General features: G+C 33.9%; 22 protein-coding genes and 1 pseudogene. 10 read left to right on the top strand and 13 right to left on the bottom strand.

Going from position 1 to position 22310, the window contains the following annotated elements:
• Positions 1-27 precede the first annotated feature (27 nt).
• Positions 28-504, bottom strand: a pseudogene (locus tag K9V48_RS21450) (spermine/spermidine synthase domain-containing protein).
• A gap of 54 nt (positions 505-558) precedes the next feature.
• Positions 559-771: a hypothetical protein gene (locus tag K9V48_RS21445; protein ID WP_224141179.1), complete on the bottom strand. Its 213-nt coding sequence runs from the start codon at positions 769-771 to the stop codon at positions 559-561.
• Between the two features lie 351 nt (positions 772-1122).
• Between K9V48_RS21445 and K9V48_RS21440 the strand changes: the two genes are divergently transcribed.
• Complete coding sequence (locus K9V48_RS21440) at positions 1123-2220, top strand: hypothetical protein (protein WP_224141178.1); 1098 nt, start codon at positions 1123-1125, stop codon at positions 2218-2220.
• A 197-nt stretch (positions 2221-2417) separates the two neighbouring features.
• Entirely contained in the window at positions 2418-3089 is a 672-nt protein-coding gene (locus tag K9V48_RS21435) for a YwrJ family protein (RefSeq protein ID WP_224141177.1), read from the top strand.
• Positions 3090-3160: 71 nt separating this feature from the next.
• On the opposite strand, the gene K9V48_RS29180 is transcribed toward K9V48_RS21435, so the two are convergent.
• Both K9V48_RS29180 and galU read right to left on the bottom strand, forming a co-directional pair.
• Positions 3161-3292: a hypothetical protein gene (locus K9V48_RS29180; protein ID WP_263432909.1), complete on the bottom strand. Its 132-nt coding sequence runs from the start codon at positions 3290-3292 to the stop codon at positions 3161-3163.
• Between the two features lie 29 nt (positions 3293-3321).
• Complete coding sequence (gene galU, locus K9V48_RS21430) at positions 3322-4209, bottom strand: UTP--glucose-1-phosphate uridylyltransferase GalU (RefSeq protein ID WP_224141176.1); 888 nt, start codon at positions 4207-4209, stop codon at positions 3322-3324.
• Positions 4210-4796: 587 nt separating this feature from the next.
• Here galU and K9V48_RS21425 point away from each other — a divergent pair.
• Both K9V48_RS21425 and K9V48_RS21420 read left to right on the top strand, forming a co-directional pair.
• Positions 4797-5897, top strand: a complete 1101-nt coding sequence (locus K9V48_RS21425) for a CotS family spore coat protein (protein ID WP_224141175.1) — start codon at positions 4797-4799, stop codon at positions 5895-5897.
• A 2-nt stretch (positions 5898-5899) separates the two neighbouring features.
• Positions 5900-7381 carry a glycosyltransferase family 4 protein gene (locus K9V48_RS21420; protein ID WP_224141174.1) on the top strand — a complete coding sequence of 494 codons (1482 nt, stop codon included), beginning with the start codon at positions 5900-5902 and terminating at the stop codon, positions 7379-7381.
• A 446-nt stretch (positions 7382-7827) separates the two neighbouring features.
• Here the strand turns inward: K9V48_RS21420 and K9V48_RS21415 are convergent, their stop codons facing one another.
• The gene (locus K9V48_RS21415) at positions 7828-8421 is read right to left on the bottom strand and encodes a hypothetical protein (RefSeq protein ID WP_224141173.1); all 594 of its coding nucleotides are present in this window, start codon (positions 8419-8421) and stop codon (positions 7828-7830) included.
• A gap of 831 nt (positions 8422-9252) precedes the next feature.
• Between K9V48_RS21415 and K9V48_RS21410 the strand changes: the two genes are divergently transcribed.
• On the top strand, positions 9253-10542 hold the full coding sequence (locus tag K9V48_RS21410; RefSeq protein WP_224141172.1) for a UDP-glucose dehydrogenase family protein: 1290 nt from the start codon (positions 9253-9255) through the stop codon (positions 10540-10542).
• Positions 10539-11486, top strand: coding sequence for an NAD-dependent epimerase/dehydratase family protein (locus K9V48_RS21405; RefSeq protein ID WP_224141171.1), 948 nt, complete (start codon positions 10539-10541; stop codon positions 11484-11486). The genes K9V48_RS21410 and K9V48_RS21405 overlap by 4 nt, the downstream gene beginning before the upstream one ends.
• A gap of 236 nt (positions 11487-11722) precedes the next feature.
• Here K9V48_RS21405 and K9V48_RS21400 read toward each other — a convergent pair whose 3' ends face one another.
• From K9V48_RS21400 to K9V48_RS21380, 5 genes are all read right to left on the bottom strand, one after another.
• Positions 11723-12412: a pseudouridine synthase gene (locus K9V48_RS21400; protein ID WP_224141170.1), complete on the bottom strand. Its 690-nt coding sequence runs from the start codon at positions 12410-12412 to the stop codon at positions 11723-11725.
• A 68-nt stretch (positions 12413-12480) separates the two neighbouring features.
• Positions 12481-14586, bottom strand: coding sequence for an MMPL family transporter (locus tag K9V48_RS21395; RefSeq protein WP_224141169.1), 2106 nt, complete (start codon positions 14584-14586; stop codon positions 12481-12483).
• Positions 14587-14726: 140 nt separating this feature from the next.
• On the bottom strand, positions 14727-15302 hold the full coding sequence (locus tag K9V48_RS21390) for a TetR/AcrR family transcriptional regulator (RefSeq protein WP_224141168.1): 576 nt from the start codon (positions 15300-15302) through the stop codon (positions 14727-14729).
• Between the two features lie 241 nt (positions 15303-15543).
• On the bottom strand, positions 15544-16116 hold the full coding sequence (locus K9V48_RS21385; protein ID WP_224141167.1) for a thioredoxin family protein: 573 nt from the start codon (positions 16114-16116) through the stop codon (positions 15544-15546).
• A gap of 444 nt (positions 16117-16560) precedes the next feature.
• Positions 16561-17199, bottom strand: a complete 639-nt coding sequence (locus K9V48_RS21380) for an NAD(P)-dependent oxidoreductase (protein ID WP_224141166.1) — start codon at positions 17197-17199, stop codon at positions 16561-16563.
• 228 nt (positions 17200-17427) lie between these two features.
• Here K9V48_RS21380 and K9V48_RS21375 point away from each other — a divergent pair, with 228 nt between their 5' ends.
• Together K9V48_RS21375 and K9V48_RS21370 are read left to right on the top strand one after the other, a co-directional pair.
• Positions 17428-17874, top strand: a complete 447-nt coding sequence (locus K9V48_RS21375) for an Rrf2 family transcriptional regulator (RefSeq protein ID WP_224141165.1) — start codon at positions 17428-17430, stop codon at positions 17872-17874.
• Positions 17875-18183: 309 nt separating this feature from the next.
• On the top strand, positions 18184-18411 hold the full coding sequence (locus tag K9V48_RS21370) for a hypothetical protein (RefSeq protein ID WP_224141164.1): 228 nt from the start codon (positions 18184-18186) through the stop codon (positions 18409-18411).
• Positions 18412-18494: 83 nt separating this feature from the next.
• Here K9V48_RS21370 and K9V48_RS21365 read toward each other — a convergent pair whose 3' ends face one another.
• Positions 18495-19187 carry a YesL family protein gene (locus K9V48_RS21365; RefSeq protein WP_224141183.1) on the bottom strand — a complete coding sequence of 231 codons (693 nt, stop codon included), beginning with the start codon at positions 19185-19187 and terminating at the stop codon, positions 18495-18497.
• A 416-nt stretch (positions 19188-19603) separates the two neighbouring features.
• Here K9V48_RS21365 and K9V48_RS21360 point away from each other — a divergent pair, with 416 nt between their 5' ends.
• Positions 19604-19777, top strand: coding sequence for an SE1832 family protein (locus tag K9V48_RS21360; protein WP_181455988.1), 174 nt, complete (start codon positions 19604-19606; stop codon positions 19775-19777).
• A gap of 57 nt (positions 19778-19834) precedes the next feature.
• Here the strand turns inward: K9V48_RS21360 and K9V48_RS21355 are convergent, their stop codons facing one another.
• The gene (locus tag K9V48_RS21355) at positions 19835-20485 is read right to left on the bottom strand and encodes a M50 family metallopeptidase (RefSeq protein ID WP_224141163.1); all 651 of its coding nucleotides are present in this window, start codon (positions 20483-20485) and stop codon (positions 19835-19837) included.
• Between the two features lie 128 nt (positions 20486-20613).
• On the bottom strand, positions 20614-21573 hold the full coding sequence (locus K9V48_RS21350; protein ID WP_224141162.1) for a 2-hydroxyacid dehydrogenase: 960 nt from the start codon (positions 21571-21573) through the stop codon (positions 20614-20616).
• A 298-nt stretch (positions 21574-21871) separates the two neighbouring features.
• On the opposite strand from K9V48_RS21350, the gene K9V48_RS21345 reads away from it, so the two are divergent.
• Entirely contained in the window at positions 21872-22051 is a 180-nt protein-coding gene (locus K9V48_RS21345; RefSeq protein WP_111618206.1) for a hypothetical protein, read from the top strand.
• The last annotated feature ends 259 nt before the right edge of the window (positions 22052-22310 follow it).

The raw sequence follows: 22310 nt of genomic DNA, 5'->3' as shown, positions 1-22310 counted from the left end.
CCACATTTTTATTCCTCTTATATTGTTTCACATAATTAGGCAAAACAAATGATGCAAGAAAAATTTCAGCGTTAATATATTTTGTTTCCTCGTCTTGAAGCCTTGATAAATCTGCCTTGAGAGGATCGTATTTTTTGGAGGCAATGGTAAAGTGGAGGTGTTATAAAAGGGAGATCCTGACTGAATAACAAAAACACCATCATCTGTAAGGGCTTCATATACATCGTTGTAAAAATCTTTTTTGTACAACTTAGCAACTGGACCTACCGGATCTGATCGATCAATCATCAAAACATCATAGTTTCCTTTGTTTTCTTGTATCCAATCTACTCCACCTATATGAATCATGCTAAAGCGTTTATCATTGTCATAATGAGAGGAGGGCGTTAACCATGTTCTACACACATCTGTCACTTATTGATTGATCTCAACTACATTGATTTTTTCAATTCCTGAATATTTCATTGCCTCACGAGCGAGACCACAATCTCCACCCCCTATCATCCCCACTGCCTTCGGATTGGGATATGGCTAATCATTTCATTATAAATAAAACCCTCACCTGATGAATTTTTGTGGAATCCCATCTAAAACCAGCATTCTCCCAAAGCCTTTCGTATCAACAACGCTTATTTCCTGATAAGGAGATATTTCATAATGAAGTAACGACTTTACTTTGTATTCAGTTTTTATTCTTGCCTTTGCAACATAATTTGAAATCCAGAGATCTTCATCAACCTGCTTATATTTTCTTAGTGGAAGTTCAGTCAACTTCATCACCCTATATATATATGAATTTATTCATCTTTTTAAATTATGGACGAATTCATCGACTTAATACCTTTATTTAAAAAGTCGAAAATAACTTTCCCTTTAACAATACGGTAACGATCCTTATGAAATAGCTAATGAATAGTAAGAAAATAAACCTCAATCAGCTATCTTGATTTCCTAATATTTGTAGACAAGCCCCCAACAAATCATTTTCTTGATAGGGTAAATGTCCTTGAGTATATAATGGATTTTTTATGAATGTGATACTAGTTTATAGCAAATTGCCCCCCACCACATATACATACATTACAAACATAATTATAGTGAAACTGATAGGGAGGAATAACAATGAGTACTGATAAAGATCTATCGTATTTAGTCAAATTACAAGGTCGAAAAGTTCGAACTTTTAAAGGTGGCCCTGAATCAAAAGAAGGTCTCTTGTTACAAGTTAAGCAAGATTATATAGCTCTGTTAACTGATGATAATAACGTTGTTTATTACCAAACAAGTCATTTAAAAAGTGTTGTAGAAAATTCAAAAACAAGCATTGAACCTACTACTAATTCTGAGGAATATGAAGTCCTTGAATCTGATTCCTTTAAAGAAATATTAAAACTTATGGAATTCAAAAATGTGCAGATTGATAGAGGTGGTCCTGAAAGTCTAACAGGTACTTTATTAGGGATAAGTGATAACTTCTTAACTCTTCGATCAGAAAATAATGTTGATGTTCATTATCAAATTCACCATATTAAGAGTGTAAGTGTTGAAAAAGGTGAAGCAGCTGAAAATCCGACTACGTATGTAGCGCCCGCTGAAAGTTTTTCAAGCTTGTTAAAAAGCTTTCAACATAGCTGGGTAACAATTAACCGCGGAGGTCCTGAAAGTGTTGAAGGCGTATTAGCTGAAATGACAAAAGACTATGTAACTGTCATTCATCATGAAAAAGTTTTCCGCCTCACAGAATATCACATCCGGAATATCTCTCAAGGATCAAAACATGACCAGAAAAAGCAACAAGAGAATTCAGAAAACCAACAGGAAGAGCAAAATCAAACGGATAACCAAACTGAAAACAACAGCAATAAACAAGAAAATCAGAAAAATGAAGAAAATAAATCAACGAATGAAAAGAACAAGAAACAAAAGGAAGAAACAACTACATCACAACAAGAAGTTACAAAAAATAATAGTTCTGACAAAAACAACAAACAAAAGCAAGAAGAGACTTCTAAACAACAAGAAGATGCAAAAAATAATAGTTCTGATAAAAACAAAGAGCAAAAACAAGAAACGACTTCTAAACAACAAGCAGATACGAGCAATGCTAGTGCCACCGATAAGAATAATAGAAAAAGAGAAGCATATAATATGTTAATAAAACAAGTTTCATCAAATCTAGAAGCTGCATTAAAACAAGCACAAAATCGCATTAATAACTAACTGAACGTTAGCAACCTATATTTCCCCAATCTAAAAGAAAAAACAAGTGACTCCATCTGCCTAGGGCAAATCAAGGCACTTCATTGCCAAAGACTCCTGAGCTTTAACAGATGAAGTGTCAAGACCCTAGCAACAAAGTCCTTATAATAAACCACATTTTAGTTGAAATTACTATTTTTAGAAAAGGAGGAGATTCTATGAATAATTTTAAGGTGTTTATTGGAAAAAACATTTGTGTCGCACTTCCCGGACTCTTACAACAAAGCGGAGTATTAATCGATACAGGATCAGATCTAATTGTGCTCTTTAATGGAAAAGACTTCATCTATATCCCTATATCTAACATTCACCTCCTATATATAGATGAGGATCTTGAACCTATCGATTCCCCAACTCAAAAGCCACTTGAAATTGACTCAGACTCATTGTCATTAAGAAAAATATTAACGAATTCAAAAGGAATATTTTCAGAAATTGTTGTAGCAAAGAAGCAATCAATTCACGGTTATGTTACGAATATCATGAACGATTACTTTGTCTTTTATTCCCCCGTCTATAATACAATGTATATTTCACTGCAACATTTAAAATGGCTGATACCATACCGAAATGATCAAGTTCCTTATTCTTTAGATCGAACAATTCTAGCCAATTATCCATCAACACTCTCTTTAGCTCGATCACTTGATGAACAAATAAAAAAGATGTTTGGAAAAATGATTATATTCGATTTAGGTGAGAACACTCGAAAAGTGGGTCAACTCCTTAGTTTCAAAAATAATATTTTAGAATTGGTGACTGCTAGGCAAGAAGTAACTTATGTAAATGCTAAGCATGTAAAGGCAGTCCACTTACCGAGAAATGATTGATATACACGAGAACCAACAATAAGACCTCTACATACATGAGTGTAGAGGTCTTATTTCATTATCAATCACAGCTATTCAGCGGTTACACCAAAATATTTAGCCTCTTTGATTGAAAAATTACATTCTCGATAATTGACAAAACCAATGATATTTCCTTCTATTTTCTTTGTAGCGATAGATAAGATTCCTACAGACTTGTTCAATACAAAATAAATCGTCTCCTTCCCTTTCGCTATTCTTTTAGATCGTACTTGGCAATCACTTCTTTTAAATACCCTATAACCTCCTCTTTCAAGTCTTGACGCTGTAATGCAAAATCGATTGTTGCACGAATAAAACCCATTTTATTTCCAATATCATATCTTTGGCCTTGAAACTCATAAGCGTATACTGCATGTGTTTGATTCATTATCTTTAGTGCATCAGTCAATTGTATTTCACCACCAGAACCAGGTGGCAAATCTTTTAATATATCAAAAATTTCAGGTCTTAACACATACCGTCCCATTATGGCATATCTAGAAGGTGCATCCTCCTTTTTTGGCTTTTCAACTAACGTTTCAATATTAAATACATTTCCATCAATTTTGTTTCCCATAGGTTTAATGATTCCATAGCTTGAAACTTCATTCTCTGATACTGGTTGCACCGCTATTATTGTTGAATTGTACCGATTATAAAGTTCAATCAATTGCTTCAAACAAGGTTTTGAGGAATTGACAATGTCATCCCCTAATAAAACTGCGAACGGCTCATTACCGATAAAACTTCTCGCACAACTTATTGCATGACCAAGTCCTTTGGGTTCTTTTTGACGTATATAATGAATATTTGCCAGATTGGATATTTTTTGAACTTCCTCAAATAATATTTGTTTATTCTTCTTTAAAAGAGCGTCTTCCAACTCATATGATTGATCAAAGTGATCCTCGATAGAACGTTTGCTTCGGCCACTTATGATAATTATATCTTCAATTCCAGATGCAACTGCTTCTTCTACTATATATTGAATGGTCGGCTTATCGACGATGGGAAGCATTTCTTTTGGTAATGCCTTTGTTGCAGGTAAAAATCTTGTGCCTAGCCCTGCAGCTGGGATAATCGCTTTACGCACCTTCATCCCTATCCCTACCTCTCCTTTTAAACAAATTTTTTCTTATAATAAGAACTTTCTATATTCTTATGGAAAAATAACATAAAGTGTAAGAGATTTTCGCACATAATAAGAAACTTTTTATAAAATATTAGTTTTCATACCATATTAAAGCTATTCATTCAACAATTACTTAACAATTTAAGTGACCTGTCCTATACAAAAGTTTATTTTTTACATAGTTTAATAAAAAGTATGATTACTTAGTGGTGTTGATAAACCACAACCCAGGATATTTAAAAAGAACATAGTTAGTACCATAATGTAACTATAGGGAAATAATGTTCATTATTGTTCACGTTAACTAGCTAATTAAATAAATGCTCACAACATTAATAGGCATTGGATTTTTTACTATCACGAATGGTCTAGTAAACTTCAAGTGTTATCCTAAATCAGCTTTTTTAACTTTGTGTTAGCTATTTTCGTGAACATTAGAGTATAAAATTATGCTTTTATATGAATACAACCAATAAAAGAACATTATGAATCCCTCGTGGCCTTACCTTTATTCTGGTGGAAAATACTTTTAAAAATAAAAAGGAGGGTTTTTCATGGAGAATATACAAATTGTGCCTTGGGAAGTGGATGAACTAACACAAGATGAGTTTTTCGTTCCTGAATATATTGAAACAATGGCGCAAGATGTTCTTAAACATTACGATTTCTCCGTTCAAGGCATCCAAGTAATCACAACAAAAGCAGATAAGGGTGGCTTAATATGGAAACTAGAAACAAGTGCAGGACCAAAAAGTTTAAAGATATTACACCGAAGACCTACTAGAAGTCTGTTTAGCTTGGGAGCTCAAGAATATTTAGTTGATGTTAAGGAAGCAAGAGTTCCCCCTATCGTAAAAACAAAAGATGGACATAATTATGTTGAGGCTGGGGGAAAGTTATGGTTTATCGCTGAGTGGATCGAACCTTTAGCACCTGTAACAAAAGATTTAGAAGGAGCCAAACAGCTTTGTAACGCTCTTGGCGAATTTCACCGCTTAAGCAAAGACTATGTTCCTCCTCATCAAGCAGAGGTTGCGTCTAGAATATACAAATGGCCAAGAAGTTACCAAAAAGTTATTAACAAAATGGCTTGGTTTCGAAACATTGCTAAAGCTTATGAAGAATTGCCTGCAAGCTCCCATTTGCTGAATGTTGTAGATCAATTTGAAGAACAAGCAAAAAGAAGTTTAGAAGCATTAAATCAATCTAGTTACCTAGAGTTAGCACAACAAGGTAATGAATATTGGGGATTAGTGCACCAAGATTATGGCTGGTCAAATGGGCAAATGGGTCCAAATGGGATGTGGATTATTGACCTTGACGGTGTTGCTTATGACCTTCCTATTCGCGATTTGACAAAACTGATTACCGGCACAATGGCAGATTTATATAGATGGGATACAACTTGGGTAAGAGAAATGATCAAGACCTATCACGAGGCAAATCCAATTTCATCGAAACTATATGATATCATAATGATCGAGTTATCTCTTCCAAATGACTTTTATAAGAATATTAAAGAAGTAGTCTATGATCCTGAATTATTTCTAAATGATCCTGCGACCGTATCAATGATTCAAACAATTGTTAATACTGATCAAACAAAATGGCCGGTCTTAGAAGAAATTAAAGACGATTGGAAGGGAGTAGAATAAACGTGAAAATTTTAATGATTTGTACCGAAAAACTTCCCGTACCTCCAGTACTTGGCGGGGCCATTCAAACCTATATTGCTGGCAGCCTACCATATTTAAGTAAGGCCCATGATATTACGGTTTTAGGAGTTAATGATCCATCGCTCCCTGATCAAGAAACGATCGATGGAACCCATTATGTGCGTATACCTGGGAAAATATTTGAAATCTATCGAGAAGAAGTTACTCGTTATCTTGAAGCCAATCATTTTGATCTTATTCATATTTTTAATCGACCTCGTCTAGTCCTTCCTGTCCGACAAGTAGCACCGAATTCAAAGATTACCCTTAGTATGCATAATGATATGTTTAATCCAGAAAAAATTAATCCTGATGAAGCAAAAGCAGCCTTAAACGAAGTTACAAATATTGCAACTGTAAGTGATTATATAGGCAATGGTATCCGAAACTTATTCCCAGAGGCTTCATCAAAACTTCACACGATCTATTCTGGTGTAGACACCGACCGATTTTTACCAGGCAATCACCCAAAAATGCAAAAAATACGGAATGAAATACGTAAAGCAAACGGCTTAGAGAACAAAACAGTGTTATTATTTGCAGGAAGACTCTCAAATAATAAAGGAGTCGATCGGCTAATTCGAGCCATACCTGAGCTTTCAAAAAAATTTAAGGATTTAGCTTTAGTAATCGTCGGAAGTAAATGGTTCAGCCAAAATGATGTAACTGATTATGTAGCTTATGTAAGAGCATTAGCTAATAAACTACCCATACCAGTGGTAACAACAGGTTTTGTTGCTCCAAGTGAAATCCAAAATTGGTTTGCTGCAGCTGATTTATTCGTGTGTACCTCAATATGGCAAGAACCACTTGCACGCGTTCACTATGAAGCAATGGCAGCAGGTCTTCCGATCGTAACAACTGCAAGAGGCGGAAATCCGGAGGTTATTCGTTTAGGAGAGAACGGTCTTGTAGTCGAGAACCCAGAGGATCCTAGTTGTTTTACAGAAAAGATTACAGAAATACTTTCAAACAAATCACTAATGAAAAAGATGGGCGAACGAGGCAGAGAACTTGCCCTTACCTTATATGAATGGGATCGAGTAGGATCTGATATACTGGAAGTTTGGAAAAAATCTATTGAGTCTCCTACTGTTTCTCAACAAGAAGTCTTCAACCTTATTAAAGAACCGATTAAAAATAATGAACCAACACATACTGAAAGCACTGTAAATTCAAATTATGAAGAGAAAGCAAAGGAAGAACATTCAATTAAAGATAAAATTAACAAAGGAAAATATCACGAAAAGACATTCGAATTCATTAATCACAATAGATACGATAATATTGAATCTGTCAACCAAGTTAAAAAAGAATTAAAGAAAGAAATGACGAAAAAAGTGCTTAAAGCGTGGATTAGACAATCAATTATAGCCAATCTAGAGAACTCGGTAAAAGAAACAAAATCTGATAATATTGACTAAATATATCATTATTCGGAATTCTTCATCTTGATGTTATAGTGAAACTTCCATCAATCTAATGTTCACCTTTATTGATGGATAGTTTCACTACTTTGCATTTTACGAGCTGTTTTTCTTCATTTATTTTCATATTGATTCCGCCACCATAACGATTTTCAAGCAGTTTTTACGTTTAAGTAATCCAAAGAACTTAAAACGTATTGGGGATTCACCTCTAAAAAATCAAGGTACAAATCGTTATTTAATCGATATTTTAAAAAAATTTAAAATCCCCATTTTCCTGTAGTTGATGATCTAAAGGTAAATTGAGGATTTATTTTCAATTATTACTTTAATACTTCTTTTAAAATCTTATCTATTACTTCTCTTTTTCTTTGACTTCTTACATCATTATATTCTTCTTTGTGTTCTTCCACCGCTTGCGGTTGGTCTTCCGCTTTCGCTTCTTATTCGTCTTCTTCATCTTCTTCGTCTTCATCTTCTTCATCTTCTTCGTCTTCTTCGTCTTCATCTTCTTCGTCTTCTTCGTCTTCTTCGTCTTCTTCGTCTTCTTCGTCTTCTTCGTCTTCCTCGTCTTCATCTTCTTCGTCTTCTTCGTCTTCTTCGTCTTCTTCGTCTTCTTCGTCTTCTTCGTCTTCATCTTCTTCGTCTTCTTCTTCTTCTTCTTCATCTTCTTCGTCTTCTTCGTCTTCTTCTTCTTCTTCATCTTCTTCGTCTTCTTCTTCTTCATCTTCTTCGTCTTCTTCGTCTTCTTCGTCTTCTTCGTCTTCTTCGTCTTCTTCGTCTTCTTCGTCTTCTTCGTCTTCCTCGTCTTCTTCGTCTTCTTCGTCTTCTTCGTCTTCCTCGTCTTCCTCGTCTTCTTCGTCTTCTTCGTCTTCTTCGTCTTCGTCTTCAGGTTCATATTCTGCTTTATTGCCGTCTACGTATTCGACTTTTACCTTAACCTCGTCAATATTTTCTTCTAATATTGAAACTTCACTTAAGGCAACGCCTTCTTGAACCTCGATCTCGAATTTTTCTATACTTAATTTACTTACCATTTCAATTCCTCCTATAAATAACATAATTTCTTACTTTTATATCCACAAAGTAAATTAATTGCTCTGCAAGACACGTTCATTTCCGTTCTTTAAGCCTTATGAGTATTTAAAAAGTTTGTTAGATACATAGTAATAGTTTATGTAAGGTTAAAAAAATTGATGTGGTACATCGTAATCAACTTATGAAGCAATCTTTAAATTCAACATCTGTTCCAATGTGATACTGATATATTTTTATTTTGTCACTTTATGAATTAGCAGCACAACCCAATTAAAAAGTCATTTTCGTTCAGGAAAAATATTGAATCTAGAAGTACCATACATAAAGATGGGGATAAATGGGTATTAGTTCAAACAATAACGTCCCCACTTCATATATTAAACTAGAAGACATTTATCTATAAAGGTGAGATGACATCTTGATGGAATCACCTATGAACTATTGTACAATCTTACGTTCGTTAACATCTGGATCTGAGGTAAATATTCATATAAGTGATAAAGGTTATTAGAATGCTTTATTTAAAAAGTTTTATACAAAAACGAATATAGCCTTATTTATGGCTGATGCATTTTACAAATATGGGAGATTACCAAAATTAATTCACTGTAGCAAGATAATTTCAATGGATTTACCTTTTTCTATACAAGGAGTTGCTGAAGTAGATGAATAGACAGTAATGCAAGACCGCTATCTACTTGCAGTCTTTTTTTGTAAAAAAACAAAATTATTTACATTTGAATGTGATTTTATGCCAATAATCTTCACAAAAGATGCTTATCCACTAATAAAATAGAGAATACAAACCTTTTAGAGAGAGGAAAACAGATATGAAAATTTGTATAGTAGGTGCCGGTTATGTCGGCCTAACTTCTGCATCTGTTCTAGCTGATCTAGGCCATACCGTTTGCTGTGTAGATACAAACAAAGAGAAGATCAAGTCATTAAATCTAGGAGAGGTTCCAATCTATGAGCCTGGAATAAAAGAATTAATTTCTAAAAACAAAGATAATTTAACCTTTAGTTCTAATGTCGTCAATACTATTAGTAAGTATCCCGTTATCTTAATTGCAGTTGGTACCCCTTCTCTTCCAGACGGGAAAACGGATTTAACGTATATTCATTCAGTCGTTGATCTGATAGCAGAAACTCTAACATCCTATAAAACAATTATTACAAAAAGTACAGTTCCACCTGGTACAAATGAAGAGATTCATAATAGATTAATTCAAAAAGGAATTGCTCCTGAATTATTTTCAGTTGTTTCGAATCCTGAATTTTTAAGAGAAGGCTCTGCAATTTTTGATATGATGAATGCTGATAAAATTGTTGTAGGAATGAAGAAGAATGATAAGAAATCACTCCCGATAATGAAGTCAATTTATCAAGGTTTAGAAGCACCATATATTATGACAAGTCTTTCAGGTGCTGAAATGATTAAATATACGTCAAATGCATTTTTAGCTACAAAAATTTCATTTATCAATGAGATTGCTAGAATTTGTGACAAGTACGAGGTAAATATTGAAGATGTTGTTCGGGGAATCAGCACTGATCCAAGAATTAGTCCTCATTTTCTTCAGTCAGGACTTGGCTACGGCGGATCTTGCTTTCCAAAGGATGTCCGTTCCCTTGAGCATAGTGCGTTAGAAAAAAATATCACACCTCTAATATTACAAGCGATTCAAGCTACTAATCATACACAGGTTGATTTTTATATCGATAAGCTTTCTTCTGCTTTTGACAATTTGCCAGGAAAAACGATTTCAGTTCTTGGAATTGCATTTAAGCCTAATACCGATGACACAAGATGCTCTCGAGCTGTTCAACTCATTGATAAATTAAGTCAATTAGGCTGCAAGGTAAACACTTATGATCCTAAAGCTACTTTACCTTTTATAGGAAAAGCAAATATCATCCAATATACAACATTAGAACAATCCGTTACTGATACAGATTGTATTATTATTGCAACCGAATGGGATGAATTTCGACAACTAGATTGGAAAAAAATTAAGGAGCTAATGAAAGGTAATGTTGTCCTAGATGCAAGGAATTGTATTGACCCGTCAAGTATTTATGAACTTGGATTAGATTATATCGGTGTTGCTCGTTCATGAAAATACTTGTCACTGGTGCTGCAGGATTTATCGGATCCCATTTATGTGAACAATTACTAAAGGATACAAAAAATGAAGTGGTTGGCGTTGATACATTTATCGGTCCAACACCTGATATGCTAAAGCAAGTTAACATTAAAGCTCTTATGAACCATTCCAAGTTTCAATTCCTTAAATTAGATCTACTAACAGCCGATCTCGAGCATCTACTTCATGATATTGATGCTGTGTATCATTTAGCTGGTATGCCAGGTGTTCGCTCAAGCTGGGGCAACGATTTTGGACCGTATGTATCAAATAACATTAGTGTGACCCAACGTCTTTTAGAAGCTGCAAAAAACAAAAATTTAACGAAATTTATTTATGCTTCGACTTCCTCTGTTTACGGCGAAAAAAGTGGGAAAGTTTCAGAGGATTCTTGTCCAACCCCACTTTCACCGTATGGAATTACGAAGTTAACAGGAGAACACCTATGTCATGTATATCAAAAGAGCTACAATATCCCAATTATTATTGTCAGGTTTTTCACTGTATATGGACCAAGACAACGTCCTGATATGGCATTTCACCGGTTTATTCTTCAAATCCTTAAAGGGGAACCTATCACCGTTTATGGAGATGGAACACAGTCAAGAGATTTTACATTCGTAAGCGATTGTATAGACGCAACATCATCAATTTTGTACAAAGATAATCTTATTGGAAGTACGATTAATATCGGAGGAAAAGAAAGAGCTTCTATTAATGAGATTATCTTTATGTTAGAACAATTAACCAATAAAAAGGCAACTATATACTACTCTCAAAAAATTAGTGGCGAACCAAAACACACATGGGCTGATATTTCGCTTGCACAAACTCTTTTAGACTATGAACCTATAGTCACATTAAAAGAAGGCTTATCGCAAGAGATTCAGTATATCCGGTCAGTTTATCAACTGTAGAAATGATGGCTGACTATGAATCATCCTTTTATTTGCACAGTGAAACTACCCGCTCCTGCAATAAGAGGTGTGGCGATCCTATTGAATATTTGAGAATTTATTTAATGGACATCTATATCTTTTGTTACAAAAATAATACCTCCACATACACGAGTGTATATAGAGGTATTATTCATAATAAATGCATTTAATTACTGCTATTCAACGGTTATGCCGAAATATCTAAATGGGCAACTTTACTGTAAACGTAGTTTCAACTGCTCAAGTTCTTCCTTCGTTAGTTCTCGCCATTGACCAATACATAATTGATCAAGCTTAATATTCATAATGCGAATACGCTCAAGTTTAACGACTTTATAACCGAAAACTTTAGACATTCTACGAATTTGCCGATTAAGACCTTGGGTAAGAATAATTCGAAATACATAATCGCTTATTCTTGTTACATGACAAGGTTTCGTCTTAACTCCCAGTATTTCAACTCCGTTCGCCATTCCTTCGATGAACGAGTCCGTAAAGGGCTTGTCTACTGTGACGATATATTCCTTTTCATGATTGTACTCTGATTTCATGATTTTATTCACAATATCCCCGTCATTAGTTAGAAGAATAAGCCCCTCGGACGCTTTGTCTAAGCGGCCGATTGGAAAAATTCGTTCATGGTAATTAACAAAATCAATGATGTTTCCTTCTATATGCTTTGCAGCAGTACATGTGATTCCGACAGGCTTGTTTAGCGCTAGATAAATCGGTTCTCCTTTGCTACCAAGGGGTTTCCCATCAATTAAAACTAAATCCCCATTTTCAACAGTAGCTCCATGTTCACAAATTACCCCGTTTATCGTAATTCTTTTAGCTTCAATTAACCTGTTAGTTTCTCTACGAGAACAAAATCCTGTTTCACTAATATATTTATTAATTCTCATTTATTACTCCAATTCTGCAAACTAGGTCTAAGCTTTAATTCTTTAACACAGTGTGGGAATATCCCATTTTAATTCTTACTTACTTCTTTCTCCTTTTCAAATAAAACAAGCAATGCAGGAAGCAAGACGCCCCTTATTAAAAATGTATCTAATAATATACCTACTGCAACAATAAATCCAAATACAAATAAGATTTGAATAGGCTGTGTCATCAAAACAGCAAAGGTTGCTGCTAAGAGAATACCTGCAGATGAAATAACACCACCAGTTGAAGAAACAGCGATTTCTACAGCTGTTTTAACATCGTGATTCTTTCGTTCTTCGATGAATCTAGATATTAAGATGATATTGTAATCAATTCCAAGTGCGACTAAGAAAACAAATGAATAAAGCGGAACTCTATTACTAATGGATTCAATATCAAAGAATAAACTAGTTAAGAACATCCCTAAGCCAAGTGCAGCTAAAAATGAGAATAAAATGGTACCCATCATATAAATTGGCATTTTTATTGATTTCGTTAGGAAAATTAACATGATTAAGATCAATACCGTTTCCAAAGAGACAATGACGACCAAATCTCTGTTGTTTATAGAGCGATCATCAACTTGTGTCGCCGTTTCTCCAGCAAAATATAACTCCCCTTCAAGATTCAACTCTTTTATCGATTGATCAGCATCGTCTTTTATCGTTTCTAAGGCATCAATGGATTCAATTGAATACGGACTGTCTTCAAAAGTGAGACGCAATGACATGACTTTATTATCGTCTGTCATACCTTTTATAGAAACATTGCTTACTAGTGGTTGATCAGCAAGCGTTGCTCGTAATTCTTCTTGTTCTTTTTGAGTTATGGCTGTATCGGATTCTAACAATACAGTTGTAGGTGCCAAGTCTCCACTTTCAAACTTTTCTTCTAAGATTTCATAACCTTCTCGAGATGGCATGTCTTCCGGAAAAGATTTAATTGTATCAAACTGATAGTTCAAATTAAACATATTGCTTGCTGATACGATGAGAATAACACCAACCATTATAATAGATAATGTTGGTTTTTTTACAACGAATGTACCTACCTTTCCCCAGAAAGAGCTTTTGGCAATCTTTTCATCACCTACTCTTGGAATTTTAGGCCAAAACGATTTCCGACCAAAAAGCGTAAATAATGCAGGGACAAGCGTAATCGATGCGATCATAATAACAAACATTGTTGTACCGAATGTTGGAGCAAAATTTCGATAATCGCCAAATTCGGCAAAAAATAACACAAGCATAGCAGCTAAAACTGTCCCACCTGAATAAAATACCGGTATTCCAGTTTCTCTCATTGCTGACTTCATTGCAGTATATTTATCCTCATGGCTCTTTAATTCTTCACGGAATCGTGAGAAGACAAACAACGAGTAATCAATGACTGCTGCGAATAAAAGTATACTCATAATAGACAAACTCTGGTTACCTAGTGATAGTCCTGCCTTCCCCATTAAGCCAAGTATTTGATTAACAACAAAATAAACAAAACCTGCGGCTATTAACGGAATAAAAGCTAATAATGGTGATCGATAAATAACAATTAATAAAATGAGAATGATCCCTACAGTTGATAAAAGGAGGACAATGTCCGCTCTTGAAAATAAATCAACAGCATCCGTTGCGATTCCTGCAGGTCCAGTAATATATAACGTTAAGTCTGGTGACTCTTCTGCTATTTTCTGAATTTTCACCTGTGCTTCTTTTATTGCGTCAGTATCTAAAGAAGAATCAAAGATTAAAGGAATAACTGCTGTTGTCCGGTCTTCAGAGAAGAAACCTTCTGTCGCTTGAGGAGGTAAATTTGTCAGAGAAACAAGTTCTTTTACACCCTCAATTTGTTCTTCTGCTACATTTTCCATAATGTTCGTCAACTTTGCCAGTTCTAATTCACTTTCACTTGATTGAAATACTAACAAAGCGGGAATTCCATCACTATCTTGAAAATACTGATCAATCTTATTTTGTGCAACAACAGAATCAGCATCTTCAGGAATTGAATCAATACTATTAACCACATAATCTCTAGCACTAGGTGCAAGCCCTGCTAATAATAATGTAATAATTAACCAAACAGCAAGTGTTATCCACATTCCTTTTCTCGTAGTTACACGATCGGTAATAGCATTTATTAATTTATTCATTTTCCCCTCCATTTAGATAATAATCTTACTTGTATTAAGACCCTAACTATCACCAAAGTGACACCGACGTCACTTTAGATAAAAATAAAATGACACTCTTGTCACATTATAATTATCTTTTATAGTGACGCAAGTGTCAATTAATTGTTTGTAAACATTCCATGACTAATAATATGTTTAATTGATTCAACCCATTCCTTATGTGGGACACCAAAATGATTCGGAATTGCAACTGTTTGAAAAATAAAACCTAAAATTAATCCATCTGGTATCGTGTCCTTTAGAACCTTTTCTTCCCTTCCTAATGCAATGAAGTCTTGAAGTAAGCTATACATATCAAGATGAAGTTTTTCTAACTGCTCTTTATTTGCCTTTACTTTTTCATTTGTTTCTTTCGGGATTTGATGTGCTATTGCAATAAAGTGCTGTAAGTCATTATGACTAAAAATGAGTGTGATTAGAAAATCGAATTGAGATTCAAAGCTTTCAATTTGGCCAATTTGTTTTAATTTTAAAAGAACTTGTTTCAGTTCATAAACCATATATGCTGAAATTAACTCATCTTTATTTTCATAATATTTATACAAAGTACCTCTTGCTACATGCAATTGATCGGCTAGCAGACTGAATGTAAATCCCTCATAGCCATAATCAAGAAGAAGTTGTTTTGTCGTTTGAAATAAATCTTCCAATGAAAATTTGCGTTCGCGTGCCATTTGTTCACCTCAATATTTATTATTATAACATATTAATGAAAATGCCACGGTTAGACAAGATGAATTGGATGTCTTATTTGCATGAGGAAGGTTGAAGGGAAAATAGAATCAAACATACGACACTCTATTGTGAAGAATAGCAAAAAGCTCATTTGTTAACATAAAAAACACTAAAACAGTTTGATTCAACAGGTAAAATCAACTGATTTAGTGTTTCAAGGCTGAAGAACTTCAAGTCATCTTATTGCTGATCAAGATTTTTTTCTTTAAGTAAGGTAATAATGCTAGCTGAAACGTGATCCCATATTGATACATCATTTATATAAGATTCCCGAAACTTTTTATACATTTCTGTTTGCTTATCTTTGAAATCTGGTGCATCGTTTGCTGGTAATGTATCTCTTTCACGGTCGACCATATTTTGAACTTCCTTGGCTCTTGGGCCCCATACAGCATGTTCTTCACCGTTTTGATCAATAAAAACAAAAATAGGAATCGAACGTGAAGTCCCGTTTGTTAAATATTGATCCATTAGCTCTAGGTTTTGATCTCTCAAGATAAAACGAACTTCCATATTTGAAGCTTGAGCTATTTTCAACAAAATAGGACTATTTACAAGAGCATCACCACACCAATCTTCCGTTAAAACAATCACTCTTAGTTGCTTCGCTTGTAGTTTCTCTAAAAATTCAGCATCCTCTATAGGCAATGTGAAGCGTTCATAAATTGAAAGCATTTCATCTTTATTCACAGTCATCTGATTCGAATACTGTTCAAATGTAAGTCCTTTTAAAAACCAGTCATTTAAATTCAATTCTGTCACCTCTTCAATTTAATAGATCATTATTATTAAAATTATCAGAAATCTGATTCATCTGCTAGAAATATGCCTATTGTTCCTTAGTAGGTTTTCTTAGCAGCTCATTTTCATTATATCAAATATTTTCAGCTAAAACTCTTCACCCTTACTTACGCAAAATTTGACAGAATAGATAAGTAACTAGCTTACCAACGGGCCAAAATGGAAAATATCGGATTATTGACCTAACTAATCAGACGTGTATCTTCTGAAAAACTATACTTTAGAACTTCATGATGTTTATATTAAGAGGAAAATTCTATACCAGTTCATGTAGTAGAATACCTTTCAATTGATTTAACTGCTATATTTCCGAAACGAGAAGAATAAAGATATGAAGCGAAAATTCATAAAGCAAAAAGAGCTGGAATTCCCAGCTCTTTTTCGTTAATCAAACGATTATTCTGCTTCTGAAACAACTGTAAATCGTTCATTTTTATGTTTTGGGTTTTCAATTTCATCCAAGACAGCAATTGCATAGTCAGCATATCTGATATAGCTCTCACCTTTTGAATTAACGAGTAGGTTGTCTTTGCCTGCTTGATAAGAACCAGTTTTTTTTCCTTCAGGATTAAATAGGGCAGAAGGACTGATAAATGTCCATGAAATATCAGTAGTTCCTTGCAATTCTTGTAAGTTTCGTCCTTGTCCTGTTGCTGTTGGTTTAAACATATCAGGAAAATCAGGTGTATCAACAACCTTAACTGTTTTATTTTCATCCACATAAAGACTTCCAGCGCCACCGACAATAATCGCTCTTGTATCTGTACCTTTAAGTGCCTCTATTAAGGCATGTCCAGCATCAACATGTGCTTGCTCTTCACCAAGTGGAGCACCAAAAGCATTGACAACAACATCAAACTGCTTTACATCATCTGATTTTAGATCAAATATACTTTTTTCAAGTACTTCTACGTTTTTATCAGTAAGTTTTGCCACATCTCTTACAATCGCCGTTACTTGATGGCCTCTCTCTACAGCTTCTTTCAAAATAAGATTTCCAGCTTTTCCAGTTGCTCCAATAATTCCAATTTTCATGTACAATTCCTCCATACTATATAATAATTATAGTTGTAACTAGTTTGTTTACATGTAATAATATAAGTTACAAGTTGTTGTTCTGTCAATAGATTACCTTTAAGTTTTTTATAAACATACATATCATGGAATTAACTTAAAGGTAATATTCACATATGACACTACTTGTAATACTTAGTACTTACTTTATAATAATGAAGTAAATGTAGGTAAAGGAAGGCGAAGTACATGTCTATCAGTAGTCGTTTTGCTGTAGGAATTCATATATTATCTCTTTTAGAAATAAACAAAAATGAAGTAAATTCATCCGAATTTATTGCGAGTAGCGTAAATACAAATCCAGTTGTGATAAGAAAAATCATGGGTATGCTTAAAAGTGCAGGATTGGTAAACGTTCGACCAGGTATTGCCGGCGCAGAACTTGCGAAACCTCTATCAGACATATCCTTATTAGACGTCTATAAAGCTGTCAATGTTGTGAAGGATAAGGAACTTTTTGGAGTTCATGAAAAGCCAAATCCAGCATGCCTTGTTGGGAGAAATATTCAAAATGCAATTGATCCACTGTTTTCTTTCGCTCAGCTTGCATTAGAAAAGACACTAGGACAAGTGACAATTGAGGATGTTGTTACAGATATACTGAATAAGGAAAAGGCGAATAACAACCAGGTGTAAAATAATTAAAAGACTAGGCTATTCGCCATATCCTTATGACAAAATCTTTAGGTACGATCGTCAATTAGGAGATAAAATACTTGTGTATAAGATTTTTTATCACTCTATAAAAATACATAAGTTTAATAGTAGATTTGTTATGATAAAAGTTAATCATAGTTAGATTATTTATTGTTGTTAGGAAAAAGAAGGATCTCTCGAATACTCGTTTTATTACTATGAATCCTTTTCAAAACAACTCCAAACTTCCTTTTAACGAGTAAGGAAAACATTCGCTAAAATCTAAAAAAATTACGAGGAGGTACAAGATTGACCGGATTAGTCGCTGTCATACTAATTTTTTCAATTCCCATACTTGGAATCGTAACAACTCATTTTCAAACACAGTCCAAAATCAAACACAAAATGATTAAAAACGAATTGGAACTCGAAAAGCTTAAACACGCAAACTATTTGATCGAAACGGAAAAAATGAGGCTCGAACTTGAACAGAAGTTGAAACTTGAAGGATTAAATGGCAATACAAAAATACTCTGAGTTGAATACTACTCCTTTTCATTCAAAATAAAAAACTTGGCTGCATACAGACCAAGTTTTTTTACACTTATTTACTATTCCCTTTACTCAATCACTTCATTATTTTTCCCGTTCAATTTTAACAGTTTACTATTATATCCAGCAAATGAAACATAAGCAATTAACGAGCCCATGAAAAATGGTATAAGAAATGTAAACATTGTAAGGCTAACATAAATAATGATTCCACTAATGACGACAATCAATATATTAGTTAATGGGAACAGTAATGATAAGAAAAACGAATTTTTTATACTTGTAAATAAGGTTAATACCTTATGAACTGTATTCGCAAAAAAGAAAACCGTAAATAAAAAAAGAAAGAAAAACCCTGCGAAAAATAGATAGCTAATGATGATGTTTACTTGTGAAAAGTAGTAGAAATCAACGACTAAAACAATCCAAAAAAATGTAATGATGACTCCTCCAATTAAGCTCCTAACATAGTTTTCTTTATAATATATCCAATATGACTTTACTAAAGGAACATCATGTTCACCTATGACCCACTTTCTTACAACTCCAAACATTGCAGTTGTTGCAGGAAAAAATACAAACGGTGCTAATATTATGATCGTACCTAAAGTCATTAATACTCCCGCTTGTTCATTCACATAAAATAATGTAAGGACGAAAAAACAAATTGGTAGATTATATCCAATCCAGAGTAAATTAATCACGGAAAAACGCATTACCCATTCTAAAATTCGATTTAATCCTCCCATGAAATCTGCCATTTTTTTCACAACCTGCTCTCTGTATTTTGTTACTTTAAGTATAGTGAACATCCAAATGAAGCACGTTTACATGACTTCCATAATTATAGCATTGATTATCTATCTATGAATATTAGAAATTAACTGAATTTACATGCAAATAACCCCTTCAACTTAAAATGAAAAACAAGGGCACTCTTCATCTAATTCTCCCTACCAATAACCACAACTCTTGCATTAACTATTTATAGTCCATATCCCAATTTAACTATCCAGAACTTCCTTTTTTCACAAGATACAAATTCCTTCTAGTATGAACTCCTTCAAAATTGAATGATAGCAAATGTTGATATCTGAAAATGGCATGTCTTTTGATATGAGGGAAATGATGCGATAAACTATACATAGATGCAAAATAAATAGGAGGGCATAAATACATGGATCAAGACAAAATAAATCAAAAAATCGCAGAGTTAAAAATGAAGTATATTCGTATTCAAGGAGATATTGAAAAACTTGAATCCACTGGACATTCAATTGAAAAATTAGAAGCAAGATTGGTTGATATTGAGAATGAGCTAAAAAACTATCGTTCTATGCTCTCGAAATAACAAATAGGACAGTTGAAGTCTTTCGGGATTCCAAGCTGTCCTTCCTGAATTTAAAAGTTAGTTAAAATGATTTGCTATCGCTAAATACGCTATATAAACGGATTGAGCAAAAAATAGAAAACCCCAAACAATAGCTGGAACTTTTGTATAATGAGCTAAGCTCGTAGCATCCCCAGCCCGTTTACTTCTAAATAAACTTAATAGAAAAATTTGCAGTGCAGAAGATACAGACTGTGTTAACAAAACTGCGGACAAAAAATAAGAAAGAAATGTTTGTACACTATCACTTCCACTCTGTATCGTCCATCCGCAACAGACGATAAAAGAAATGAGCCACACTGCTCCGTATACATTTCTAATCCAGAGAATTAAATTCAATATGGCAATCGAGATTAATGCATATAAAATCAAGTTTTCCTGACCTTGTTTTAGGAAGTAAAAACATAAATAGGCAACAATTGATGAAAACGTATAGCCAGCATATGAAATAGCCACAGTAGCTAACCATCCTCTTTGACCTGTTACAGCTAGCCCTTCCGTATTCTGAAACAATTTGATTGAATAAACCTTTCCACTAAAAAGCAGTGCAACGATTGCATGACCATTTTCATGAACTAATGTATTGATCATTGATACATAACGACCAACAAAAGGGACAAATGAAATAGCGTAAGCGATTAGTATATAAACAACAATCTGATGATTCATGAAGGTTTCGAACAGGTTGGTACTCCTCCCTTATCTGAAATATTTCTATTTTAGCAAAAAAAGCTGATTCTTAAACATAAATACAACGAGGGACAGCCTCGTGTTGTTGATAGAGCTGTCCCTCGTTACTAGATAATTAAGTTTGGTGGTGTTTCCCCTTCCAAACCTTTCGCTAAATTTTCTGCAGCTAATATCGCCATCTTTTCCCTTGTTTCCGTTGTTGCAGATCCGATATGTGGTAGCGTTACAACATTTTTCAAGTCTAATAATGGATTACCTTTGCTTATAGGTTCAGTTTCATATACATCCAATCCAGCGCCTAAAATCAACTGATTTTGCAACGCTTTAATTAATGCTTCTTCATCGACGTTTTTGCCCCTTGATCCATTAATAAAGATTGCTGACTCTTTCATTAAATCAAATTCTCTTTCTCCAATCATCTTATCTGTTTCTGGAGTATGAGGAGTCATCAGACATATAAAATCAGATTTACTTAGCAGCTCGTCTAGATTACAGTATTGTGCCTGATACTCATTCTCTGCTTGTTCATTTCGAGAGCGATTATGATATAAAATAGACATATCAAAACCTAAGTGCGCCCTTTTTGCAATCGCATTTCCTATGCTTCCCATCCCGATAATACCAAGTACCTTATGATGGACATCGACCCCAAATAAATCTTCATCTTTTCTACCATCCCACTTACCAGACTTCACGAAGTAATCGAGCTCAGGCATTCTTCTAGCTGTTGCTAATAACAAACCAAAAATGGTATCAGCTGTTGAATCAACCAACACCCCTGGAGTATTTGTTGCTAGGATCTCTCTTTTTTTCAATTCCGCTAGATCAAGATTATCGTATCCCACTGAAATATTAGAAACGATTTTCAAGTTAGGTGCCTGCTCTAGAAAGTCCTTATCTATTTTTAAACTTGAGCCTAGTAATCCGTGTGCAGTATGTAACTCTTGAAGAAAATCAGAATACTTCTCCGTATCTAAGTTTTTGTAATAGCTGACTTCGAATTTTTCATTTAAAAAATTTATGACTTGTTCAGGTACTTTTCTGTAAACAATTACTTTGGGTTTCAATTGCTTCACTCCTATGATTCCTTCAATTAAACTACATTTTATCGAATAGATATACTTTACATCTACTTCAAGTTAGATACCATAAATTCCTTCTTTTTTCGCAACAAATTTCTAAAAGCGCAATAATTCTGCTTAAAAACACTTTTACTAGAACGTTTTCTCAAATGATTTAACCCAACACTGAAAACGCATTCACAACATGTACACAATTAAATTTAAAAACGCTTACAAAAAGTAATTATTTTATATTATAATAGGATTAACATTAAACAACTAAACATCTAAGGAGAATTCAACCATGAAACAGTTTGTCTTTTTAATTGATACAGGTAATGAAACAAGAGAACATAAAATTAATGCAACCGGCATGACTGATGCAGTAAATCGCATTAAAGATATTAAAAATCATTTAAAGAAAGACGATCATTCAAAATTAAACATTAAATTTAAAGGTGTTATATATGAAAACGCTTACTGAATTTTATTTTCATAATTCTTAGCTTTTTCAATAGGTATTTACTTATCCCTATATGAACGCCTAGTTTCACCCCATCCAAAGACGTTCCAAGACTATTAACCGAATAAGGGACATCTATATGTCCCTTATTCGCACTTTGTTGAAAAAAGATTATGTCAATGAAAATGCCACAAATTTTTTGTGGCATTTTCATGATTATCATTTGTTTTATCAAACAGATTCTTCTATAATTTCATATGTTAGGTGTAGACCAATTTGC

Source organism: Metabacillus rhizolycopersici (assembly GCF_020075705.1).
The sequence above is the reverse complement of the archived record's forward strand: the minus strand, read 5'-3'. Positions and strand labels throughout refer to the sequence as shown.